This is a genomic window from Actinomadura rubrisoli (assembly GCF_004349215.1).
Classification (GTDB): Bacteria; Actinomycetota; Actinomycetes; order Streptosporangiales; family Streptosporangiaceae; genus Spirillospora; species Spirillospora rubrisoli.
Genome location: NZ_SMKU01000009.1, coordinates 1 through 19,752, shown reverse-complemented (window position 1 = coordinate 19,752; position 19,752 = coordinate 1). Strand labels below are relative to the sequence as shown.

General features: G+C 73.2%; 18 protein-coding genes. 7 read left to right on the top strand and 11 right to left on the bottom strand.

Annotated features, from left to right (window positions below; all coding sequences use genetic code 11):
• Nucleotides 1-349 precede the first annotated feature (349 nt).
• From E1298_RS04035 to E1298_RS47710, 4 genes are all read right to left on the bottom strand, one after another.
• Nucleotides 350-1,045, bottom strand: coding sequence for a response regulator transcription factor (locus E1298_RS04035; protein WP_131889380.1), 696 nt, complete (start codon nucleotides 1,043-1,045; stop codon nucleotides 350-352).
• Nucleotides 1,046-1,056: 11 nt separating this feature from the next.
• Nucleotides 1,057-3,219, bottom strand: a complete 2,163-nt coding sequence (locus E1298_RS04030; protein WP_207944425.1) for an MMPL family transporter — start codon at nucleotides 3,217-3,219, stop codon at nucleotides 1,057-1,059.
• A 176-nt stretch (nucleotides 3,220-3,395) separates the two neighbouring features.
• The gene (locus E1298_RS04025) at nucleotides 3,396-5,039 is read right to left on the bottom strand and encodes a sensor histidine kinase (RefSeq protein WP_131889379.1); all 1,644 of its coding nucleotides are present in this window, start codon (nucleotides 5,037-5,039) and stop codon (nucleotides 3,396-3,398) included.
• Between the two features lie 26 nt (nucleotides 5,040-5,065).
• Nucleotides 5,066-5,209 (bottom strand): hypothetical protein, encoded by a 144-nt coding sequence (locus tag E1298_RS47710; RefSeq protein WP_165975288.1) that lies wholly within the window; start codon nucleotides 5,207-5,209, stop codon nucleotides 5,066-5,068.
• Between the two features lie 198 nt (nucleotides 5,210-5,407).
• Between E1298_RS47710 and moaA the strand changes: the two genes are divergently transcribed.
• From moaA to E1298_RS04010, 3 genes are all read left to right on the top strand, one after another.
• Nucleotides 5,408-6,397: a GTP 3',8-cyclase MoaA gene (gene moaA, locus E1298_RS04020; RefSeq protein WP_243725372.1), complete on the top strand. Its 990-nt coding sequence runs from the start codon at nucleotides 5,408-5,410 to the stop codon at nucleotides 6,395-6,397.
• Nucleotides 6,398-6,406: 9 nt separating this feature from the next.
• The gene (mobA, locus tag E1298_RS04015; protein WP_243725371.1) at nucleotides 6,407-6,985 is read left to right on the top strand and encodes a molybdenum cofactor guanylyltransferase; all 579 of its coding nucleotides are present in this window, start codon (nucleotides 6,407-6,409) and stop codon (nucleotides 6,983-6,985) included.
• A 74-nt stretch (nucleotides 6,986-7,059) separates the two neighbouring features.
• Nucleotides 7,060-7,335 carry a DUF6457 domain-containing protein gene (locus E1298_RS04010; protein ID WP_131889378.1) on the top strand — a complete coding sequence of 92 codons (276 nt, stop codon included), beginning with the start codon at nucleotides 7,060-7,062 and terminating at the stop codon, nucleotides 7,333-7,335.
• A 58-nt stretch (nucleotides 7,336-7,393) separates the two neighbouring features.
• Here the strand turns inward: E1298_RS04010 and E1298_RS04005 are convergent, their stop codons facing one another.
• Nucleotides 7,394-7,630, bottom strand: coding sequence for a hypothetical protein (locus tag E1298_RS04005; protein WP_131889377.1), 237 nt, complete (start codon nucleotides 7,628-7,630; stop codon nucleotides 7,394-7,396).
• Between the two features lie 90 nt (nucleotides 7,631-7,720).
• Between E1298_RS04005 and E1298_RS04000 the strand changes: the two genes are divergently transcribed.
• Nucleotides 7,721-9,133: a DHA2 family efflux MFS transporter permease subunit gene (locus tag E1298_RS04000; protein WP_131889376.1), complete on the top strand. Its 1,413-nt coding sequence runs from the start codon at nucleotides 7,721-7,723 to the stop codon at nucleotides 9,131-9,133.
• A gap of 13 nt (nucleotides 9,134-9,146) precedes the next feature.
• On the opposite strand, the gene E1298_RS03995 is transcribed toward E1298_RS04000, so the two are convergent.
• The 3 genes from E1298_RS03995 to E1298_RS03985 form a co-directional block, all read right to left on the bottom strand.
• The gene (locus E1298_RS03995) at nucleotides 9,147-10,472 is read right to left on the bottom strand and encodes an FAD-dependent oxidoreductase (protein WP_131889375.1); all 1,326 of its coding nucleotides are present in this window, start codon (nucleotides 10,470-10,472) and stop codon (nucleotides 9,147-9,149) included.
• Nucleotides 10,462-11,262, bottom strand: a complete 801-nt coding sequence (locus E1298_RS03990; RefSeq protein ID WP_131889374.1) for a tryptophan 2,3-dioxygenase — start codon at nucleotides 11,260-11,262, stop codon at nucleotides 10,462-10,464. Before E1298_RS03990 ends, E1298_RS03995 begins: the two co-directional genes overlap by 11 nt.
• A 319-nt stretch (nucleotides 11,263-11,581) precedes the next feature.
• On the bottom strand, nucleotides 11,582-12,079 hold the full coding sequence (locus E1298_RS03985; RefSeq protein ID WP_131889427.1) for a MarR family transcriptional regulator: 498 nt from the start codon (nucleotides 12,077-12,079) through the stop codon (nucleotides 11,582-11,584).
• A gap of 99 nt (nucleotides 12,080-12,178) precedes the next feature.
• On the opposite strand from E1298_RS03985, the gene icmF reads away from it, so the two are divergent.
• Nucleotides 12,179-15,406, top strand: a complete 3,228-nt coding sequence (icmF, locus tag E1298_RS03980; protein ID WP_131889373.1) for a fused isobutyryl-CoA mutase/GTPase IcmF — start codon at nucleotides 12,179-12,181, stop codon at nucleotides 15,404-15,406.
• 11 nt (nucleotides 15,407-15,417) lie between these two features.
• Nucleotides 15,418-16,200, top strand: a complete 783-nt coding sequence (locus E1298_RS03975) for a helical backbone metal receptor (protein ID WP_131889372.1) — start codon at nucleotides 15,418-15,420, stop codon at nucleotides 16,198-16,200.
• On the opposite strand, the gene E1298_RS03970 is transcribed toward E1298_RS03975, so the two are convergent.
• The 3 genes from E1298_RS03970 to E1298_RS03960 all read right to left on the bottom strand — a co-directional run bounded on the left by E1298_RS03970 (nucleotide 16,197) and on the right by E1298_RS03960 (nucleotide 19,433).
• Nucleotides 16,197-16,850, bottom strand: coding sequence for a TetR/AcrR family transcriptional regulator (locus E1298_RS03970; RefSeq protein ID WP_165975287.1), 654 nt, complete (start codon nucleotides 16,848-16,850; stop codon nucleotides 16,197-16,199). The genes E1298_RS03975 and E1298_RS03970 overlap by 4 nt on opposite strands.
• Before the next feature lie 94 nt (nucleotides 16,851-16,944).
• The gene (locus E1298_RS03965; protein ID WP_131889370.1) at nucleotides 16,945-18,096 is read right to left on the bottom strand and encodes an acyl-CoA dehydrogenase family protein; all 1,152 of its coding nucleotides are present in this window, start codon (nucleotides 18,094-18,096) and stop codon (nucleotides 16,945-16,947) included.
• A gap of 1,004 nt (nucleotides 18,097-19,100) precedes the next feature.
• Nucleotides 19,101-19,433: a DUF3099 domain-containing protein gene (locus E1298_RS03960; protein ID WP_131889369.1), complete on the bottom strand. Its 333-nt coding sequence runs from the start codon at nucleotides 19,431-19,433 to the stop codon at nucleotides 19,101-19,103.
• Between the two features lie 67 nt (nucleotides 19,434-19,500).
• Between E1298_RS03960 and E1298_RS03955 the strand changes: the two genes are divergently transcribed.
• The gene (locus E1298_RS03955; protein ID WP_131889368.1) at nucleotides 19,501-19,713 is read left to right on the top strand and encodes a dodecin; all 213 of its coding nucleotides are present in this window, start codon (nucleotides 19,501-19,503) and stop codon (nucleotides 19,711-19,713) included.
• Nucleotides 19,714-19,752 lie beyond the last annotated feature (39 nt).

The following is a 19,752-nucleotide window of genomic DNA, read 5'->3' as shown; positions in this document are numbered from 1 at the left end:
GCCGCACGCCGGTGGCCTGGCCGGATCCGGTCACCCCTCTGTACCGGAAAAGCTGTTGCGATCTGTCGCTACGGTTTTTGCGGGCTCACTCCTTTGCGGAGGAACGGCGGTCATGACGGGGGTGCGGCCCGGGACGACCGTACGGTTCAGCAGCAACCTGTTCCACGGGACGTGGCACGTGCTGTCCGACCAGCATGGGGCGCGGGTCTTGGGGCGGCTGCTGTGGGGGCTGGCGGACAGCGCGCGAACTGGCGCGGAGCCTCCCACTGCGGGGTGCGCCGGACGGGCCCGTCCGATGGCGGACGCATCGCCTACCGCATCTTGCGGGCCCCCGCCAGGCGGGACGCCGCTAGGGCGAGGGACGAGGCGGGCGGCGGAGGACGTAGCCGACGCCGCGGACGGTGTGGATGAGTTTCGGCTCGGACGTGTCCACCTTGCGGCGCAGGTAGCCGATGTAGGACTCGACGATGCTGGCGTCCCCGCCGAAGTCGTAGTCCCAGACCCGGGCGAGGATCTGCGGCTTGGACAGGACCTGGTCGGCGTTCTCCATCAGGTACCGCAGCAGCCGGAACTCGGTGGGGGACAGGCCGACCGGCGCGCCCGCCCGCAGCACCTGGTGGGAGCCGGGGTCCAGGCTGAGGTCGGCGACCGCGAGCAGCCCGTCCGGGACGCCGCCGGTGCGGCGCAGGATGGCGCGGATGCGGGCGATCAGCTCCTCCAGGTCGAACGGCTTGGTGACGTAGTCGTCGCCTCCCGCGCTCAGCCCCCTGATCTTGTCGGACGGGGCGTCCCGCGCGGTGAGGAACAGCACGGGGGTCGGGCCCGCCCGCTCGCGCAGCCGCGCGATCACGGCGAAGCCGTCCAGGTCGGGCAGCATCACATCCAGCAGGACGAGGTCCGGCCGGTCGCGGGCCGCCGCGGCCACCGCCTCCTGCCCGGTGGCCGCGGACGTGACCGCGAAGCCGGCGAACCTCAGGCTGGCCGACAGCAGCTCGCGGATGGTCGGCTCGTCGTCCACCACCAGCAGCCGCGTGCGCTCGTCCATGATCTGTGAGACTACGGTGTGCGCTGCTCCACCCGGGCCGGGGCCGGACGGGCGGGCGGCGCGTCCCCGTGGCCCGGCCACCAGGCGCGGTGGCCGATGAGCGCGGTGAGGCCGGGGGTGAGGAACAGCGCCATGACGAACGCGGTGCAGGCGATGCCGAACGAGATCGCGAAGCCGACCTGGACAAGGACCCGGTTGCCCGCGAGCGTCAGCGCGGCGAACGAGCCGGCGAGGATCAGCCCCGCGGCGGCGATCGTGGGCCCGGTGTGGCGGATCGCGGCGGCCAGCGCCGGGCGCGGCGCCAGGCCCTCCCGGGCCTCCTCGCGCAGCCGCGCCATGATCAGGATATTGTAGTCGGTGCCGAGCGCGACGACGAACATGTACATGATCAGCGGCAGGTGGAACAGCAGGCCCGGCGCGCTCCCGATGCCCTGGAACAGCAGCGTCGCGGTGCCGAGGGTCGCGCCGAAGCCGAGGCCGACCGTGAGGAGCAGGTACCAGGGCGCCACGAGGCTGCGCAGCAGCAGCGCCAGGACGAGGAAGATCAGCGCGGCGGCGACGGGGAACACGACCGAGTAGTCGCGGTTCATCGCCGAGCGGATGTCGACGAACACCGCCGTGCTGCCGCCGATCAGCGTGTCCGTCCCCTGGGGCGCGGCCTCGTGGGCGGCGCGGCGCAGCGGGCCGCGGACGGTGTCCAGCGCCTTGGCCGACTCGGGGGCGGCCGACAGCACGACCGTGAACCCGGCCGTCGTGCCGTCCTTGCTGACCTCGGGCTCGGCGACCTGGCCGACGCCCTCGACGGCCTTGAGGCGGGTGCCGAACCGGGCCAGCTCCGCCCGGTCGAGCCTCTCGCCGCGCACGTACACGTGGGTCGGGTCGGTGGACCCGGCGGGCAGGCCCTTCTTCAGGTCCTCAAGGGCGACCCGGGACTCCGCCGAGGCGGGCAGCGCTCCGGTGGCCAGGTCGAAGTCGGGCTTGAAGCCCAGGGCGCCGAACGCCAGGACGGCCAGGATCCCGCTGGTCACGGCGACGTAGAGGGCCGGGCGGCGCGCCGTCGCGGCGCCGACCCGGGCGAACCTGGCCGCCTCCGGCTCGTGCCGCCAGGACTTCGACGGCCAGAACACCTTCGTCCCGATCAGCGACACGACGGCGGGGACCAGCGTCAGCCCGCCCAGCAGCGTCACGGTGACGGCGATCGCGAGGGACGGGCCCCACGAGCGGAACAGCGACAGCGACGACAGCGTCATCGCCATGAACGCGATGATGACCACTCCGGCCGCCGAGGTGATCGCCTCGCCGACGCGGGCCAGGGCGCCGACCATCGCGGTCTTCGGGTCGTCGCCCGCCCGCAGCCGCTCCCGATAGCGGAACAGCAGGAACAGGATGTAGTCGGTCCCGACGCCGAACAGCACCACGATGAGCAGCTGGGACGCCGAGCTGTCGGCCTTCAGCCCCAGGGCCTTGACGGCGGAGGCGATCAGGCCGTTGGCGACCTGGGACAGCACGGCCAGCACCGCGATCGGCAGCAGCGCGGTCACCGGGCTGCGGAAGATCGCCAGCAGCAGGATCAGGATCAGCGCCAGCGTCGCGATCATGATCAGGGCGTCGGCGTCGCCGCTGGCCTCCTTGTCGTCCAGCGTCGCCGCGGCGGCCCCGGTGGTGCGCGCCAGCAGGCCGGTGCCGGAGGTGCGCCGGTCCAGCTCGCCGCGCAGCACCTTCACCGCGTCGCCGGCCTCGGGGCTGTCGGTCGCGACGTCCTTCGGCATCCGGACGCTGATCGTCTGGACGAGCCGGTTCGGCGACGGCGGCCCGGCCACCAGCCCGGCGATGTCGGGGATGCGCGCGGCCTGGACGGACGCGGCGAGCCCGGCGGCGCGTTCGGAGTCGGCGGTGGTCAGCGGCCGCCCGTCCGCCCGGCGGACGACGATCACCGCGCCGGGCGCGAACGTGTCGGGGAACGCCTTGTCCCGCACCTTCTCGGCCTTCACCGACTCGTACTTGCCGGGCAGGAAGTCGCTCTCGTCGTTGCTGGTCGGCAGGCCGGGGGACAGGACGATCACCCCGATGGCGGCCACGGCCCACACGGCGATGACGCGCCACGGATGGCCGACCACCATGCGGCCGAGCCGGGCGAATATGCGGTTGTCCTCTGCGGAGATGTTCGTCTTCACGCCGGTCAGGCTCGCGCGGCCGCCCGTCCGGCCCCTGGGAGCCGGCCGTGCGGCGGCTGGGAGAAGGACGCCGCCCGCGGACGCACGGAACGTGATCGTCGCAGGTGGGCGTGCTGAGCGCGGCGGAACGGCCGGCGGGGTTCCCAGGAGACTCCCAGGGAACTCACGGCCGCCGTTCACCCTCGCGGAGGCGGCCCTTCCCGCTCGGGCCGGTGCGCGCCTTCCGGTTCGGGCGGGTGCGCGGTCGTCGGTTCCAGGACGGGCAGGGAGACGCGGAACGTCGCGCCGCGTCCCGGCTCGGTGTCCAGCTCGATGCGCCCGTCGTGCGCGGTCACCAGCGACCGGGCGATCGCCAGCCCGAGGCCCGCGCCCCCGGTCCCGCCCCGCGCGCGCGACCGGTCCGCGCGGTAGAAGCGGTCGAAGATCCGCTCGGCCTGCTCCGGGGCCAGGCCGGGCCCCTCGTCCTCGATCTCCAGGACGGCCCGGCCGCCGCGGGTGCCGACGCCGATCCGGACCCGGCCGCCCGCCGGGGTGTGGGCGACGGCGTTGCCCACCAGGTTGCTGACGACCTGCCGCAGCCGCTCCTCGTCCCCGAGGACGGGCGCCGCCGCCGGCGGGCCGCCGCCGGGGCCGGTCAGCTCGATCGGACGGGACGGGTCCAGCGCGCGGACGTCGTGCTGGGCGTCGGCGGCGAGCGTCCGCAGGTCCATCGGGCTGAGGTCCAGTGGCGGCGTCCCGCCCGCGGACGAGTGCTCGTCCAGCCGGGCCAGGAGCAGCAGGTCCTCGGTCAGGTTCGCGAGCCGGGCCGCCTCCCGCTCGATGCGGCCCATCGTCCGGCCGGTTTCGCCGGGCCCGGCCAGGCCGCCCATCCGGTACAGCTCGGTGAACCCCTTGATGCCCGACAGCGGCGTCCGCAGCTCGTGGCTGACGTCGGCGACGAAGCGCCGCATCCGGGTCTCGGACGCGGCGCGCGCGGCGAACGCCTCCTCCAGCTGGCCGAGCATGCCGTTCAGCGCGGCCGAGAGCCGTCCGATCTCCGAGCCCGGCGGGGCCAGATCCGGGACGCGGTCGGTGAGGTCGCCGCCCGCGATGGCCGCGGCGGTCCCCTCGATCCGGCGCAGCGGGCGCAGCCCCGCGCCGATCGCGAACCAGCCGAGCACGGCCAGCCCGGCCAGGACGGCGCCGCCCGTGACCAGGCTCGTGGCGCGCATCCGGGCGAGCGTGGCGTCGATGTCGCCGCGCGGGGCCGCCACGACCAGGCTGCCGCCCCGCAGGCCCGTCAGCAGCTGGGAGGACTGCGCCGCCGCCGGAAGGCCCACGGCGATGGCCCGCCACCGTCCCGAGCCGCCCTGCCCGGGCGTGTCGAACGGCCGCCCGGCGCGCCGGGCGACGGCCGACGAGTCGAGCCTCGGCAGCCGCGGCTCCGACCGCCCGTCGACGCCCGGACTGTAGATCACGCGGGCGACGGAGCCGTCGGAGCGCAGGAACACCATGTAGGAGAACCCGAGGACGTCGAAGACCGGCCCGAGCTGCTGCGGGTCGGGCGCGCGGTCCGGCTCGCCGTCCGGGGCGATGGGGCGCATCGACATCGCCTTGACCGTCGCGCCGAGCCGGTCGTCCACCCGGTCGGTCTGGTAGCGGCCCAGCGCGCTGATCACCACGCCGGAGCCGATGGCGAGCCCGGCCGCGACCAGCGCGGTCGTGATCGCCAGCAGCCGGGCGCGCAGCGACGTCCGGGCGAGCCGCCGGATCGGGCGCCGCGCCCGGCGGCCGGCCGCGCGCAGCGCCCGGCGCGGCCGGGATCCCTCTGGAGCATCCATGTCGGCGGTCCCCGTCCCGCCGCCGGTCAGGCGGGCACCCGGTCGATGAGAGCGACGATGTCGCCGCGCACGGACACCGCGACGTGGCGGGGCTCCCCGGCCGCCGCCCGGATCCGGGCGGTGACGGCTCCCCGCACCCCTGCGAACTCCCACTCCCGTGACGTGCCCACCCATGCCTCCCCGCGTGCCCGGCGGTCGCCGGACGGATCGTCTTGGACGATTCTCCATCCGGACGCCCTGGAGATCGGGTCGATACCGTCTCCCGCGATGCGCCGAATCGTCAACCGCCGGAATAGGCTGGAGTGATTGACCGCAAAACCACCCGGCGGCCCGCGAGCCGTGCCGCCGCGCAGCAGGAAGGGGCGCCCGTGCTGGTCGACACCTTCGGCCGTACCGCGACGGACCTGCGGGTCTCCCTCACCGACCGGTGCAACCTGCGGTGCTCGTACTGCATGCCGCCCGAGGGGCTGGACTGGCTGCCCAAGCCCGAACTGCTCACCGACGACGAGGTGGTGCGGCTGGTCGGGCTGGGCGTCCGCGAGCTGGGGATCACCGAGGTCCGCTACACCGGCGGCGAGCCGCTGCTGCGGCGCGGCCTGGCCGGGATCGTGCGCAGCACGGCGGAGCTGGCGCCGCGTCCCCAGATCTCCCTGACCACCAACGGGATCGGCCTCGCCCGGACCGCCGCCCCGCTCGCGGACGCGGGCCTCGACCGGGTGAACGTCTCGCTCGACACCCTCGACCCCGCGACCTTCCGGCGGCTGGCGAACCGCGACCGGCTGCCCGACGTCCTGTCCGGTCTCGCGGCGGCGCGCGAGGCGGGCCTGGAGCCGGTCAAGATCAACGCGGTGCTGATGCGCGGGATCAACGACCACGAGGCCGTCCCGCTGCTGCGCTTCTGCCTGGAGCACGGCTACCGGCTGCGGTTCATCGAGCAGATGCCGCTGGACGCCCAGCACGGCTGGACCCGCGAGAACATGATCGGCGCCGATGAGATCCTCGACCGGCTGTCCGCCGGGTTCGACCTCGCACCGGACGAGGCGCACGCGCGCGGCAGCGCCCCCGCCGAGACGTTCCTGGTCGACGGCGGCCCGGAGACGGTCGGCGTGATCGGGTCGGTGACCCGCCCGTTCTGCGGCGCCTGCGACCGGGTGCGCCTCACCGCCGACGGGCAGATCCGCAACTGCCTGTTCGCGACCGAGGAGTCCAACCTGCGCGACGCCCTGCGCGGGGGTGCCACCGATCCCGAGATCGCCGACCGCTGGCGGAAGTCGGTGTGGGCCAAGCGCGCCGGTCACGGCATCGACGATCCGTCGTTCCTGCAGCCGGCCCGTCCCATGTCGGCGATCGGCGGCTGAGGCGCGCCCGTGATCTTCGACGCGGTGCTGCTGGCGGGCGGCCGCGCCCGCCGGCTCGGCGGCGCCGACAAGCCCGCCGCGCCGGTCGGGGGCCGTCCCCTCATCGCCTGGGTCGCCGCCGCGGCGGCGGACGCGTCCCGGCTGGTCGTGGTGGGGCCGCCGCGGGACGTGCTGCCGGGCGCCGTCGTCGTCCGCGAGGACCCGCCCGGCGCGGGCCCGGTCCCCGCCCTGCGCGCCGGGCTGGCCGAGGTGCGGGCGCCATGGCTGGCGCTGCTGGCCGCCGACCTGCCGTTCCTGCGCCCCGTCCACCTCGTCCGGCTGCTGGACGCGGCGCGCGGACCCGCGGCGGCCGGGGCGGTCCTGGTGGACGAGCGGGGCCGCGAGCAGTGGCTCGCCGGATGCTGGCGGACCGCCACCCTGCGCGCCGCCCTCGACTCCTACACGGGCGCGTCCCTGCGCGGCGTGCTCGGCCCTCTGGAGCCCGCCAGGGTCGCCCTGCCCGCAGGGGAGGGTCCGCCCTGGTACGACTGCGACACGCCGGAGGAACTGGCCCGCGCCGAGCACCTGGCCGGTCCCGACCCGCTTTGAGCATGCGAGAGTGGGCAGTGTCCATGGGGCTGCGGCGACGTCCATGGGGCTGCGGCGACGCGTGAAGGGGGAGCATGTCGGTACTGGAGGAATGGATGAACGCGGCCTGCCTCGAACTCGGGCTGGAGCGCGGCGACATCGACCGGGACCTGGTGCTCGACCTGGCCCGCGACGTCGCCCACGGCGTCGCGCGTCCGGGCGCGCCGCTCACGGCCTACCTGCTGGGCCTCGCGGTCGGCCGCGGCGCCCCCGCCCGCGACGCCGCCGCGCGCCTGACCGAGATGGCCGAGGGCTGGACGGGCGGCGACGTGGACGCGCCGCCGGACGAGCGCGCCCGCACCGACGCGTAGGGCGCGTCTTACGGGTCTGGGCGTCGCGCAACAGAACGCAGGCCCAAGAGAAGCGGCCCTAGACCCGGCCCTCCGGGAGGTTGCGGTCGTCGACCGGGACGACGTCGCGCAGGAAGTCACGGCGGTCCAGGAAGGCCGACAGGTTCTGGCGGTGCTCGTCGCACGCGAGCCAGATCTTCCGCCGGTCCGGGGTGTGGATCTTGGGGTTGTTCCAGCGGAGCGCCCACACGGCGTCGGCGCGGCAGCCCTTGGCGGAGCACTGGAGTTCGTCGGTCCCGGGCGCGGATTCGGTCACGCGGCAATCGTGGCACAGCCGGTCGCGGCGGCGGCGTCCGGAGCGTCCGCGCCGCGTTTGACGTGGTGATCTCTGGAAAGGACCCGGCTCGTGCGCACCGACACGACCAGCGGGTCCGAGGCGGAGGCAGCCGGGCGCCGCCGCTGGCAGGCGCTGTCGGTGTGCCTGGTCGCGGCGTTCATGACCCTGCTGGACGTCAGCATCGTCAACGTAGCGCTGCCGTCGATCCGCGAGGGGCTGCACGCCTCCGAGGCCGGGCTGCAATGGATCCTGTCGGGGTACGCGCTGACGTTCGGGCTGGTGCTCGTCCCGGCGGGCCGGCTCGGGGACGCCCGCAGCCGGCGGGCGGTGTTCATGAGCGGCCTGGCGCTGTTCACCGCCGCCAGCGCGCTGGCCGGGGTTGCGCCGGGCATCCTGTGGCTGGTCGTCGCGCGGCTGGTCCAGGGCGTCGCGGGCGGCATCCTCAATCCGCAGGTGGCCGGGCTCATCCAGCAGCTGTTCCAGGGCGCCGACCGGGGCCGGGCGTTCGGGGCGCTCGGCGCCGTCATCGGGGTCGCGACCGCCGTCGGGCCGCTGCTCGGCGGCGCGCTGATCGCCCTGGCGGGCCCCGAGGAGGGCTGGCGCTGGGTGTTCTACGTCAACGTCCCGGTCGGCGTGGTCGCGCTCGTCCTGGCGTGGCGGCTGCTGCCCGCGCCGGTCTACGGGGAGCGGCGGGGTCTCGACCCGCCGGGGGTGGTGCTGCTGGGCGCGGGCGTCCTGTGCGTGCTGCTGCCGTTCGTCCAGGAGCAGCAGTGGCACGGCGCCCTGAAGTGGCTGCTGGTGCCCGCGGGCGCGGCGCTGATCGCCGCGTTCGTCGCGTGGGAGCGGCGGGCCCGGACGCCGATGGTCGACCTCGGCCTGTTCCGGCTGCGCTCCTACGCGCTGGGCGCGGCGATCGCGCTGCTGTACTTCGCCGGGTTCACCGCCGTCTTCTTCATCTTCACCCTCTACCTGCAGAACGGGCTGCACTACACCGCCCTGGAGGCGGGCCTGGCGATCACGCCGTTCGCGGTCGGGTCGGGCGTCGCGGCGGCCCTCGCCGGACGGGTCGTCTCCCGGTTCGGCCGCCCGCTGGTCGCGGTCGGCCTCGGCGTCGTCGCCGCGGGGCTGGTCGCCGCGTGGATCGCCGTCGAGCTGGAGCCGGGACGGGGCGTGGCGTGGGCGACGGCCGTCCCGCTGCTGGTGGCGGGGCTCGGCAGCGGGATGGTGATCTCGCCCAACCAGACGATCACGCTGTCGGAGGTGCACTTCGCCCAGGGCGGCAGCGCCGCCGGGGTGCTGCAGACCGGCCAGCGCGTCGGCACCGCCGCCGGGATCGCCGCCGTCGGCTCGGTGTTCTTCGCGACCGTCGCCGGGACGCGCGGGGACTGGGCGGCGGCGTTCCGGCACGGCCTCATCGTCATCCTCGCCTTCGTCCTCGCCGCCCTGGCGGCGGCCGTCTACGACCTGCTCACCGACCGCTAGCCGGCGGGGCGTGTCAGCGGCGGCGGAGCAGGGCGCGGGCGGTCACGGCCAGGAGGGCGGCGCCGCCCAGGACGGACGCGGCGAGGACACGGTTCTGCCGCCTGATCCGGGCCGGGATCTCCGCGTACGGCATCGTGGAGAACGACACCAGCTCGTAGCGGGAGACGTAGCGTCCCGCCAGGCGCCGCTCCAGCGCGTGCGTCGCGGCCCGCTTCGCGCGGAAGACCGGCGACGACACCCGGTCGCGCATCTCGATGAAGTTGTCCAGCGCCATCTCGGCGATCACGTCGGTGTTGGCCTTGCGCCGCTCCTGGTAGAGCGACAGCGCGCGGGGCCAGTGGCCGCCGGTCTCCGCCAGGCACCGGTCGATCTCGATGCAGTCCTCGAACGCGCAGTTGGCGCCCTGCCCGAAGAACGGCACGATCGCGTGCGCGGCGTCGCCGAGCAGGGCCACGATCGCGCCGTCGCCGTACTTCACCCACGGCCAGCACCGGACGGTCACCAGGGACCCGACCGGGTTCAGCTCGTAGTCGGCGGTCAGGTCGGGCATCAGGCCCGCCACGTCCGGATAGTGCTCGGCGAAGTACGCCGCGACCCTCTCCGGCGTGTCCAGGGCCTCGAACTCGGACTTCGGCCAGAACAGCGTGCAGGTGAACGACCGGTCGAGGTTGGGCAGGGCGATCATCATGGACGTGCCGCGCGGCCAGATGTGCAGCGCGTCGGGGTCGAGCGCGAACTCCCCGTCCCGCGCGGGGACGGTCAGCTCCTTGTAACCGTGCTCCAGGAAGTCGGTATCGCCTTCGAGACCCATGGACGCGCGGACCGCGCTGTACGCGCCGTCCCCGGCCAGGACGACTCCGGCGGGCTCGGTGCTCTGCCGCCCCTCGCCGTCCTCCAGGATGAGGGCGCCCGCCTGGGAGTCCACCCCGGTGACGCGCTGGGAGAAGCGCAGCTTGACGCCGGGCGTCGCCTCGGCGGTGTCCAGGAGCGAGGCGTTCAGCCCGGCGCGGCTGATGGAGTTGATGGCGCGTCGGCCGTCCGCGCTGTAGGGCTGGAAGTTCTGGTCGGCGCCCAGGGGATGCACCATCCGCCCGTGCATGGGCAGCGCCCGTCCGAGGGCCTGCTCGCGCAGCCCCACCTGCTCCAGCGCCGCGAGGCCGCGCGCCGAGATCGCCAGGTTGATCGAGCGGCCCTGCTCGGCGCCCGCGACCCGGGGGTCGGGGCGCCGCTCGTAGACCGTCACCTCCAAGCCGCGGCGGCCCAGCAGGACGGCCAGCAGGCAGCCCGCCAGCCCCGCCCCGACCACGGCCACCCGCCGGTCCGCGCCGTCACGCCCCATGGACCGGGACCTCCTCGGTCTGCGAGCGGACCTCCCACAGGTCGGGAAAGGCGGGGGCGAACAGCGTGGAGCGCAGGTAGTCCGCGCCCGCCGACCCGCCGGTGCCGATCTTGGCGCCGATGGTCCGCTCGACCATCTTCAGGTGCCGGTACCGCCACTCCTGGATGCCCTCGTCCACGTCCACCAGCGCCTCGCACACCTCGGCCGCCGGTCCGCTCTCGTCGGCGTAGACGGTCAGCAGCACCTTCTGGACACCGGGGTCGGGCTCCCAGGACAGCGAGGTGTCGCGGTCGAGCGCCTCCGGCGGGACGGGCAGGCCGCGGCCGGCTAGGTAGCGCAGCAGCGAGTCGAACAGCGACGGACGGGCCACGGCCGCCTGGAGCCGCTCGTCGTCACGCAGGTCCGAGGCGGGGAACGCGCGCCGCCCGAGCACCGCCTCCAGCTCGCGGAACTGCTCGCTCTGGAACCCGCTGGAGTTCCCGAGCGCGTCCCGGAACGAGGCGAACTGCCGGGGCGTCATCGTCTCCAGCACGTCCAGCTGCCCGACCACCGTCTTGAGGATCTTGGCGATCCGCCGCGCGGTGTGCAGCGAGCCCGCACTGTTGCCCTCCTCCAGCCTGCGCTGGAGCAGGGCGGCCTCGTGCAGGATCTGCTTGAACCACAGCTCGTAGACCTGGTGGATGATGACGAACAGCAGCTCGTCGTGGGCCTGCGTCTTCGGTTCCTGGCACGACAGGAGCCTGTCGAGCCGCAGATAGCCGCCGTACGTCATCGCCGGCGAATCCGCCATTACGCCTCCTTGCGACACAACGGATGTGACCCGCAGCATATTTGATCATTCCGCCCAACCGCCCACGGACCCCGCGTGGTCCGTACATACCCGGCATCCACTGCCCCGCATCCAGGCACGGCGCCGGGTAGGCCCCGACTGAGCGAGAGGGCGAGTGCCAGATGCGCATCGACCTCAACCGTCACGCGAGCGCGCGCCCTGACCGGTGGGGCGAAGCCGGAGGCGAGCCCCACCGGGAAGATCGCGAAGCGATTCGCGCTCGCACAAGCACGGTCAAGGTGCGAGCCGCCAGGCGAGCACCTTGGGCCGGGATTGCAAATTAGGGCGCCAGCTCGCCGGCGGAGACGCGGACGGGGCGGAGGGCTGTGGTGATCTGGGCGGCCTGGGCGGCGGGCAGGTCGGCGATGCCGAAGCCGGACTCGTTGAGGGCCGCGGTGGCCTCCTCGGCCAGTTCCCGTCCGGCGGGGGTGATGGTGGCGAGGACGACCCGGCGGTCGTCGGGGGAGGAGCGGCGGCCGACCAGGCCGCGCCGCTCCAGGCGGCCGATCACGTTGGTGACCGAGGCCGGGTGGACCATGAGCCGGGTGCCCATCTTGCCCATGGGGAGCGTCCCGGTGCGGGCGAAGGCCAGCAGGCGCAGGGCCTCGTAGGCGGCGAACGTCAGCCCGTACGGCTTGAGGACGGCCTCGATCCGGCTCAGCAGCAGCTGCTGGGCCCGCATCACCGACGTGACGGCCGCCATGTGGTCGGCGTGCTCGGGCCAGCGGGCGCTCCACTGGCGGTGAGCCTCGGCGATGAAGTCGGGGATGTCGGGCATCGTGCCACCGTATGCCACCGGGGCGGCCTTGACTGAGTCGCGCACGGAAACTATTTTAACTTCCAAATATTGGATGTCCAAGGGTTGAGGTGGGAGAGCGTGACGCGTTCCGGCGGGGACCTCCACGTGCCGGTGCATCCGGTGCGGTTCGTGACGGCGGCGGCGCTGTTCGACGGGCACGACGCGGCCATCAACATCATGCGGCGGATCCTTCAGTCGCAGGGCGCCGAGGTGGTCCACCTGGGCCACGACCGGTCGGTCCGGGAGGTGGTCGACGCCGTCCTGGAGGAGGACGCGCAGGGCGTGGCGATCAGCTCCTACCAGGGCGGCCACGTCGAGTACTTCGAGTACCTCTCGCGCAGCCTGAAGGAGGCCGGCGCCGAGCACGTGCGGGTGTTCGGCGGGGGCGGCGGCGTGATCGTCCACGAGGAGATCGCGCGGCTGTCGGAGGCCGGGGTGCGGATCTTCTCACCCGAGGACGGCCAGCGCCTCGGCCTGCCCGGCATGATCAACGAGCTGGTGCGCGACTGCGACGTGGACCTGGCCGGGGAGCCCGCCGACGCGGACGCCGTGGTGGCCGGGGACCGGCGCGCCCTCGCGCGGGCCATCACCTGCCTCCAGGCCGGGAGGCTGCCGGACGGCCACCGCGCCCGCCTGGCCGAGGCCGCGGGCGGGCGGCGCGTCCCCGTCCTCGGCATCACCGGCACCGGCGGGTCGGGCAAGTCCTCGCTCACCGACGAGCTGGTGCGGCGCCTGCGCGTCGACCAGCAGGACAAGCTGCGCGTCGCGGTGCTGGCGGTCGACCCGACCCGGCGGCGCGGCGGCGGCGCGCTGCTCGGCGACCGCATCCGCATGAACGTCCTGGACGGCGACCACGTGTTCTTCCGCTCGCTGGCGACGCGCGGCGCGCGCGAGCTGCCGGACGGCATCGGGGACATCGTCACCGCCTGCAAGGCCGCCGGCTACGACCTGGTCGTGCTGGAGACGCCGGGCATCGGGCAGGGCGACGCCGCGATCGTGCCGCTGGTGGATGTGTCCCTGTACGTGATGACGCCCGAGTTCGGCGCCGCGACCCAGCTCGAAAAGATCGACATGCTCGACTTCGCCGACGTGGTCGCGATCAACAAGTTCGAGCGGCGCGGGGCGGCCGACGCGCTGCGGGATGTGTCGCGGCAGCTCGTCCGCAACAGGGAGGCGTTCGGGGCGCGGCCGGAGGACATGCCCGTGTTCGGCACGAGCGCCGCCACGTTCGACGACGACGGCGTCACCGCGCTCTACCAGCACCTCGGCGGCCTGCTCGGCGGGCACGGCCTGCACCTGGAGCCCGGCACGCTGCCCGAGGCCCGGACGAAGGTGTCCACGGGCGCCGCCACGATCATCCCGCCCGCCCGCGTCCGGTACCTGTCGGACATCGCCGAGGCCGTCCGCGGCTACCACGCCGAGACGGCGCGCCAGGCCGAGGCCGTCCGGCGCGTCCAGCGGCTGGACGAGGTACGCGCCGAGCTGACGGACGCCTCCGAGGTCGAGGTGCTGCTGGAGCGGGCGCGCCGCGACGTCGACCCGCGCGACGCCGAGCTGATCGAGGGCTGGCCGGCCGTCGTCGAGTCTTACTCCGGCGACGAGCAGGTGGTCCGGATCCGCGACCGGGAGCTGCGGACGAGCCTGACCCGCGAGTCGCTGTCGGGCAGCCGCATCCCGCGCGTCGCCCTGCCGCGCTACACCGACCACGGCGAGCTGCTGCGTTTCCTCCGGTCGGAGAACCTTCCCGGACGGTTCCCGTTCACCGCCGGGGTGTTCCCGTTCAAGCGCGACAACGAGGACCCGGCGCGGATGTTCGCGGGAGAGGGCGACCCGTTCCGCACCAACCGGCGCTTCAAACTGCTGTCGGAGGGCCAGCCCGCGACCCGGCTGTCGACCGCGTTCGACTCGGTGACGCTGTACGGGCGCGACCCGGACGAGCGCCCCGACGTCTACGGCAAGGTCGGCACGTCCGGGGTGTCGATCGCCACGCTGGACGACATGAAGGCGCTGTACGACGGGTTCGACCTGTCCTCGCCCACCACGTCGGTGTCGATGACCATCAACGGGCCTGCCCCGACCATCCTGGCGTTCTTCCTCAACACCGCCATCGACCAAGGGCTGGAGGCGTTCCGCGCCGAACACGGGCGCGAGCCGTCCGGCGAGGAGGACGCGGCGGTGCGCGCGCGTGTGCTGTCCACCGTGCGCGGAACCGTGCAGGCCGACATCCTGAAAGAGGACCAGGGGCAGAACACCTGCATCTTCTCCACCGAGTTCTCGCTGCGGATGATGGGCGACATCCAGGAGTGGTTCATCGCCAACGGCGTCCGCAACTTCTACTCGGTGTCCATCTCCGGCTACCACATCGCCGAGGCCGGGGCTAACCCCATCAGCCAGCTCGCCTTCACGCTGGCCAACGGGTTCACCTACGTCGAGTCCTACCTGGCGCGCGGCATGGACGTGAACGACTTCGCGCCCAACCTGTCGTTCTTCTTCTCCAACGGCATGGACCCCGAGTACAGCGTCCTCGGGCGCGTGGCCCGCCGCATCTGGGCCGTCGCCATGCGGGACCGGTACGGCGCCAACGAGCGCAGCCAGAAGCTCAAGTACCACGTGCAGACGTCCGGCCGCTCCCTGCACGCGCAGGAGATGGACTTCAACGACATCCGCACCACGCTTCAGGCGCTCATCGCCATCTACGACAACTGCAACAGCCTGCACACCAACGCCTACGACGAGGCCGTCACCACGCCCACGGCCGAGTCCGTCCGGCGGGCCCTGGCGATCCAGCTCGTCATCAACCGCGAGTGGGGCCTGGCGATGAACGAGAACCCGCTGCAGGGCTCGTTCATCATCGACGAGCTGACCGACCTGGTCGAGGAGGCCGTCCTGCGGGAGTTCGACAACATCAGCGAGCGCGGTGGCGTGCTCGGCGCGATGGAGACCGGCTACCAGCGCGGCCGCATCCAGGACGAGTCGATGCTGTACGAGCAGCGCAAGCACGACGGCTCCCTGCCGATCGTCGGCGTCAACACCTTCCGCGCCCCGGGCGCCGACGCCGGGACGCCGAGGACGATCGAGCTGGCCCGCGCCACCGAGGACGAGAAGCGCTCGCAGCTCGACCGGGTCCGCGGCTACCAGGCGGCGCACCGCGACGAGGCCGAGGCCGTCCTCGCCGAGCTCAAGGAGGCGGCCCGGTCCGGCGAGAACGTGTTCGCGGTGCTGATGGACGCGGCGCGCGTGTGCAGCCTCCAGCAGATCACCGACGCGTTCTTCGAAGTCGGCGGCCAGTACCGCCGCAACGTCTGAGACCGCCGCCGATGAGCCCCGCCGACGACACCGGCACCCCGGTCCCCGTCCCGGACCAGGTGTGCCGGGTCGTGTCGCTCGTCCCGTCCCTCACCGAGACGGTCGCGGTGACCGCGCCGGGCCTGCTCGCCGGGGCCACCGACTGGTGCACCCATCCGGCCGGTCTGGACGTCCCGCGCGTGCGGGGCACCAAGAACCCCGACCTGGAACGGATCGCGGAGCTGCGGCCCGATGTCGTCCTCGGCAACACCGAAGAGAACCGTCCCGCCGACGTCGAGGCGCTGCGCGCGGCCGGGATCCCGGTATGGATGACCCAGATCCGCACCGTGGACGAGGCCCTCGCCTCGCTGCGCCGCATGCTGGCCGAGGCGTGCCGCGTCCCGGTGCCCGCCTGGCTGGACGAGGCGGACCACGTCTGGTCGAAGGTGACGCCGGGCCCGCCCCGCACGGCCGTCGTCCCGATCTGGAGACGGCCGTGGATGGTCCTCGGTCGCGACACCTTCGCCGGGGACGCCCTGGCGCGCCTGGGCATCGCCAACGTCTACGCGCACCACCCCGAGCGCTACCCGAAGATCCCCCTGGACGAGCTGAATGCGACGGGAGCCGACCTGGTCGTCCTGCCCGACGAGCCGTACCGCTTCACCGAGACCGACGGTCCGGAGTCCTTCCCCGGCATGGACATCGCACTCGTCAACGGCCGCCACCTAACCTGGTACGGCCCGTCCCTCGTCAAAGCTCCTACTGCCTTGCTCCCACGGCTGTCCGCGGTGCGCCGCTACCAGGACGGAACCTAGGAGCCCGGCGGGCGGGTGAACATGGCTTCTAGGCAGCGGGCCATGCGGCCGTCCAGTTCCTCCGCGGGGACGTCGATCTCGCGCGCGAGGTGCTCGCGCAGCAGCGTGTAGCCGTAGATCGTGGACGCCAGGGCCGCCTGCACGGCCTCCGCGTCGTCGATGGGCAGTTCGCCGCGGGCGGCGTCGGCGGCTAGCGCGGTCCGGCCCTCGCCGCGGTTGAGCAGGACGCGCGGCCGGTCGTCGCCGTCCAGGACCAGCAGCGTCGCGAGGACGACCGGCTCGGGGTTGCGCAGGCTCGTCCAGAACAGCCTCGACAGCCGCTTGCGCAGCGGCAGCCCCTCCGACTCCGCCGCGTCGTCGGCGTTCGGCCGGGACCGGTGGAACAGCGCCGAGCGCAGCAGCGCCCGCCGCGACCCGAAGTACTGGTAGACCAGCCCGCGGTTGACGCCGGCCCGGTCGGCGACCTCACGCAGGTTGAGCCCGGCGAGCACGCCGCCGCTGCGCAGCAGCGCGATCGCCGCCGCGCGCAGCGCCTCCTCGGTCGCCTCCCGGTCGCGCGACCGGCCGTCCTTGCGGGCCGCGTCGGCGGCGTCTCCCGTGTGCGTGGTCTCGGCCGTGCCGGCCGTCCGGTCCGATTCCGGGCTGGTCACCGTCGCCTCCCCGATCGCGTGCGGGCACCGCTCCATCTTCCCCGGCGGCGGCGCGGGCGGCGCGGGTGTCGCTCGATGCGGCTCCGCCCCCGGCTCAGACCTGGATGTCCTTGGCGATGATGGTCTTCAAGACCTCGCTGGTGCCGCCGTAGATGCGGGAGACCCGGGCGTCGGCGTACAGGCGCGCGATCGGGTACTCCAGGATGTAGCCGTAGCCGCCGTGCAGTTGCAGGCACTTGTCGACGACGCGCTGCTGCACCTCGGTGCAGAACAGCTTGGTGACGGCGGCGTCGGCCGGGCTCAGCTCCCCGGCGTCCAGGGCCTCGATCGCGCGGTCCACCAGGGACCGTGCCGCCTCGACCTCGGTGGCGCACTCGGCAAGGACGAACTTGGTGTTCTGGAAGGACGACACGGTCTTGCCGAACACCGTGCGCTCCTGCACGTACCCGCGCGCGAGCTCCACGGCGGCGGCCGCGGACGCGTAGGAGGTGGTGGCGATGCCGAGGCGCTCCTCGGCGAGGTTGTGCGTCAGGTACTCGAACCCGCGGCCCTCCTCGCCGAGCAGATCCTCCACGGGGACCCGCACGTCGCTGAAGGACAGCTCGGCGGTGTCGGAGCTGCGCAGCCCGATCTTCTCCAGCTTGCGACCGACCGCGTAGCCCTCGCTCCTGGTGTCGACGACCAGGAGCGACAGGCCCGCCCGGCGGTTCTCCGGCGTGGCGGGTGACGTGCGGGCGACCACGAGCACGCGGTCGGCCAGGACGCCGCCGGTGATGAACGTCTTGGCGCCGTTCAGGACGTAGTGGTCGCCGTCCCGCTCGGCGGTGGTCCGCATCCCGGCCAGGTCGGAGCCGGTGCCGGGCTCGGTCATGGCGATGGCCGTCATCATCTCGCCGGAGACGAACGGCGGCAGCCAGCGCTCCTTCTGCTCCTTGGAGCCGTACTTGAGCAGGTAGGGCAGGACGAGGTTGACGTGCACCCCGTAGCCGCCGAAGCTCACTCCGGCGCGCGCGCACTCCTCGGAGATCACGGCCTGGTACTTGAAGCTGGTCTCGCCCGCGCCGCCGTACTCCTCGGGCACCTGGATCCCGAAGACGCCGAGCTCGCCGAGCTTGTTGTAGAAGCCGCGCGGCGGGTGGCCCGCCTCCTCCCACTCGCCGAAGACCGGCGCGACCTCGGCGGCGATGAAGTCCCGGATCGTCTCCCGGAACGCCTCGTGATCCTCGTTGAACAGGGTGCGGCGCACGGTGTGCCCCTCTCGGACGCTTAACTATCAGAACGCTAAGTTAACTCGAACGTAGTTCTAGTGGCAACGCGTGGGGGAGCTCGTCGGCGACCGGATGCGCCTCGTCGCCTCTGGGCGGAACCTAGCGTTCCGCTGACATGCGCCGGGCCCGCTCGCATCGTCCAGGCCGCAGACCTCGCGGTGTCCCGTGACAGGACAGTGACTGGGCAGTCAAGGAAGATCGTTCCCTCCCGGCGGTGCCCCGACGTCCGGCGCGCGCGAGGCCCATGGGCACCACCGGCCCGGCCGCCGCCGGCCGCCCCCGGCGGGATCCCGAAGCGGCGCCTTGTCGTACGCGCTCATCGCCGAGCCCTGTTCGCGGACAGGCGCGCGGGGCCGTGGCGCGCCGCGTCATGGCGGAACCCTTTGCGGTTCGTCGTGAGACGAACGTCACAAGGGGGCTGTGTTAGACAAATCTCCGATCTGTCTCGCGCTCCGTCGTCAAAGGGGCGCGGCTCCGGAGTCAGGGGCCGGGCGTCTGCCGTCACGACGCGCGTCTGCGGCCCTCAGGGCGCCGTGAGCGATCCCGCGAGCGCGAGCGGCACTCCGTACTCGCCTGAGCCCTGCGAGGCCGTCTGCGGCCTTCTGGGCGGACGGAGATGCTCGGCCGGCTCCGCCGGTCCGGCGGGGGAGGGATCACGGCCGACGCCGCACGGATCGGCGCGGGAAAAGTTCGACGTGCCCGGGTTTCGGGTCGTGGCCGGACCAGGCCAGCATTGGGCCTTGCGCTTCGCGGTGGATGTGCTCGTCCCCGGGACGGGCCTCATGGGCGGTCCACGGAAGGGTCAAGCGGGAGCCCCGGACAGAGAAAAGCGGCGCCGGGTGGATACGGGGGCAATCCACCCGGCGCCGCATCATCGGTGTTCCGACGGGGGCCCGGAACACCGGCACGGGCGCTCCGACGGGGGACCAGAGCGCCGGTACAAATCGTACACCGAAACCCCCCGCGGTTAGTCAAGAGAATGTCACGACCCGATTTCTGGACGTTGTCCGGAAATCGGCTTCTGTGCGCGACCTTCCGGCTCTTCGAAGCGTGCGCTGGGGGTCGGCTCCCGCCCGCCGTTGGCGAACACGACGCTGATGTACGGCAGGAACAGCGCACCGACCACCAGAAGCCCCACGAGCCACAGGGGGGCGCCCGCCATCGCCGTCAGCACCGCGGCGACGAAGCATCCGGTCCGGATGCCCATGGACACCAGGTAGCGCCGCTGCCGGTGGCCGATGTCCTCCGACATCGGCCGGGGGGCGTCGGTGACCGTGTAGACCTCTGGCCTGCGACCGGGATTGACCTTCACCATTCCAAGGTAAGCCCAAGGGGTCCGGCAGGCGACAGCAGGTCGCGCCATGAATAGCGGAGGAACCGAGATGACCGATCGCACGTACCGGGTGACCGAGATCGTGGGGACCTCGCCCGACTCCGTCGACACCGCGATCCGCAACGGGATCAGGCGCGCCTCGCAGACGCTCCGGCACCTGGACTGGTTCGAGGTGGCCGAGGTCCGCGGGCAGATCGAGGACGGGGAGGTGGCCCACTACCAGGTCACCCTGAAGGTCGGCTTCCGCCTGGAGGACGACTGAGCCGGCCCCGCCCGGCGGCACCGTGACCCGCCGGGGAGC

Coding starts and splice junctions, on each gene's coding strand:
- E1298_RS04025 (WP_131889379.1), bottom strand. CDS start 5,039: ATGGATGCTCCAGAGGGATCCCGGCCGCGCCGGGCGCTGCGCGCGGCC.
- E1298_RS03955 (WP_131889368.1), top strand. CDS start 19,501: ATGACCGATCGCACGTACCGGGTGACCGAGATCGTGGGGACCTCGCCC.
- E1298_RS04010 (WP_131889378.1), top strand. CDS start 7,060: ATGTCGGTACTGGAGGAATGGATGAACGCGGCCTGCCTCGAACTCGGG.
- E1298_RS03975 (WP_131889372.1), top strand. CDS start 15,418: ATGAGCCCCGCCGACGACACCGGCACCCCGGTCCCCGTCCCGGACCAG.
- E1298_RS03960 (WP_131889369.1), bottom strand. CDS start 19,433: ATGGTGAAGGTCAATCCCGGTCGCAGGCCAGAGGTCTACACGGTCACC.
- E1298_RS03985 (WP_131889427.1), bottom strand. CDS start 12,079: ATGCCCGACATCCCCGACTTCATCGCCGAGGCTCACCGCCAGTGGAGC.
- E1298_RS04035 (WP_131889380.1), bottom strand. CDS start 1,045: ATGGACGAGCGCACGCGGCTGCTGGTGGTGGACGACGAGCCGACCATC.
- E1298_RS03990 (WP_131889374.1), bottom strand. CDS start 11,262: ATGGCGGATTCGCCGGCGATGACGTACGGCGGCTATCTGCGGCTCGAC.
- E1298_RS03995 (WP_131889375.1), bottom strand. CDS start 10,472: ATGGGGCGTGACGGCGCGGACCGGCGGGTGGCCGTGGTCGGGGCGGGG.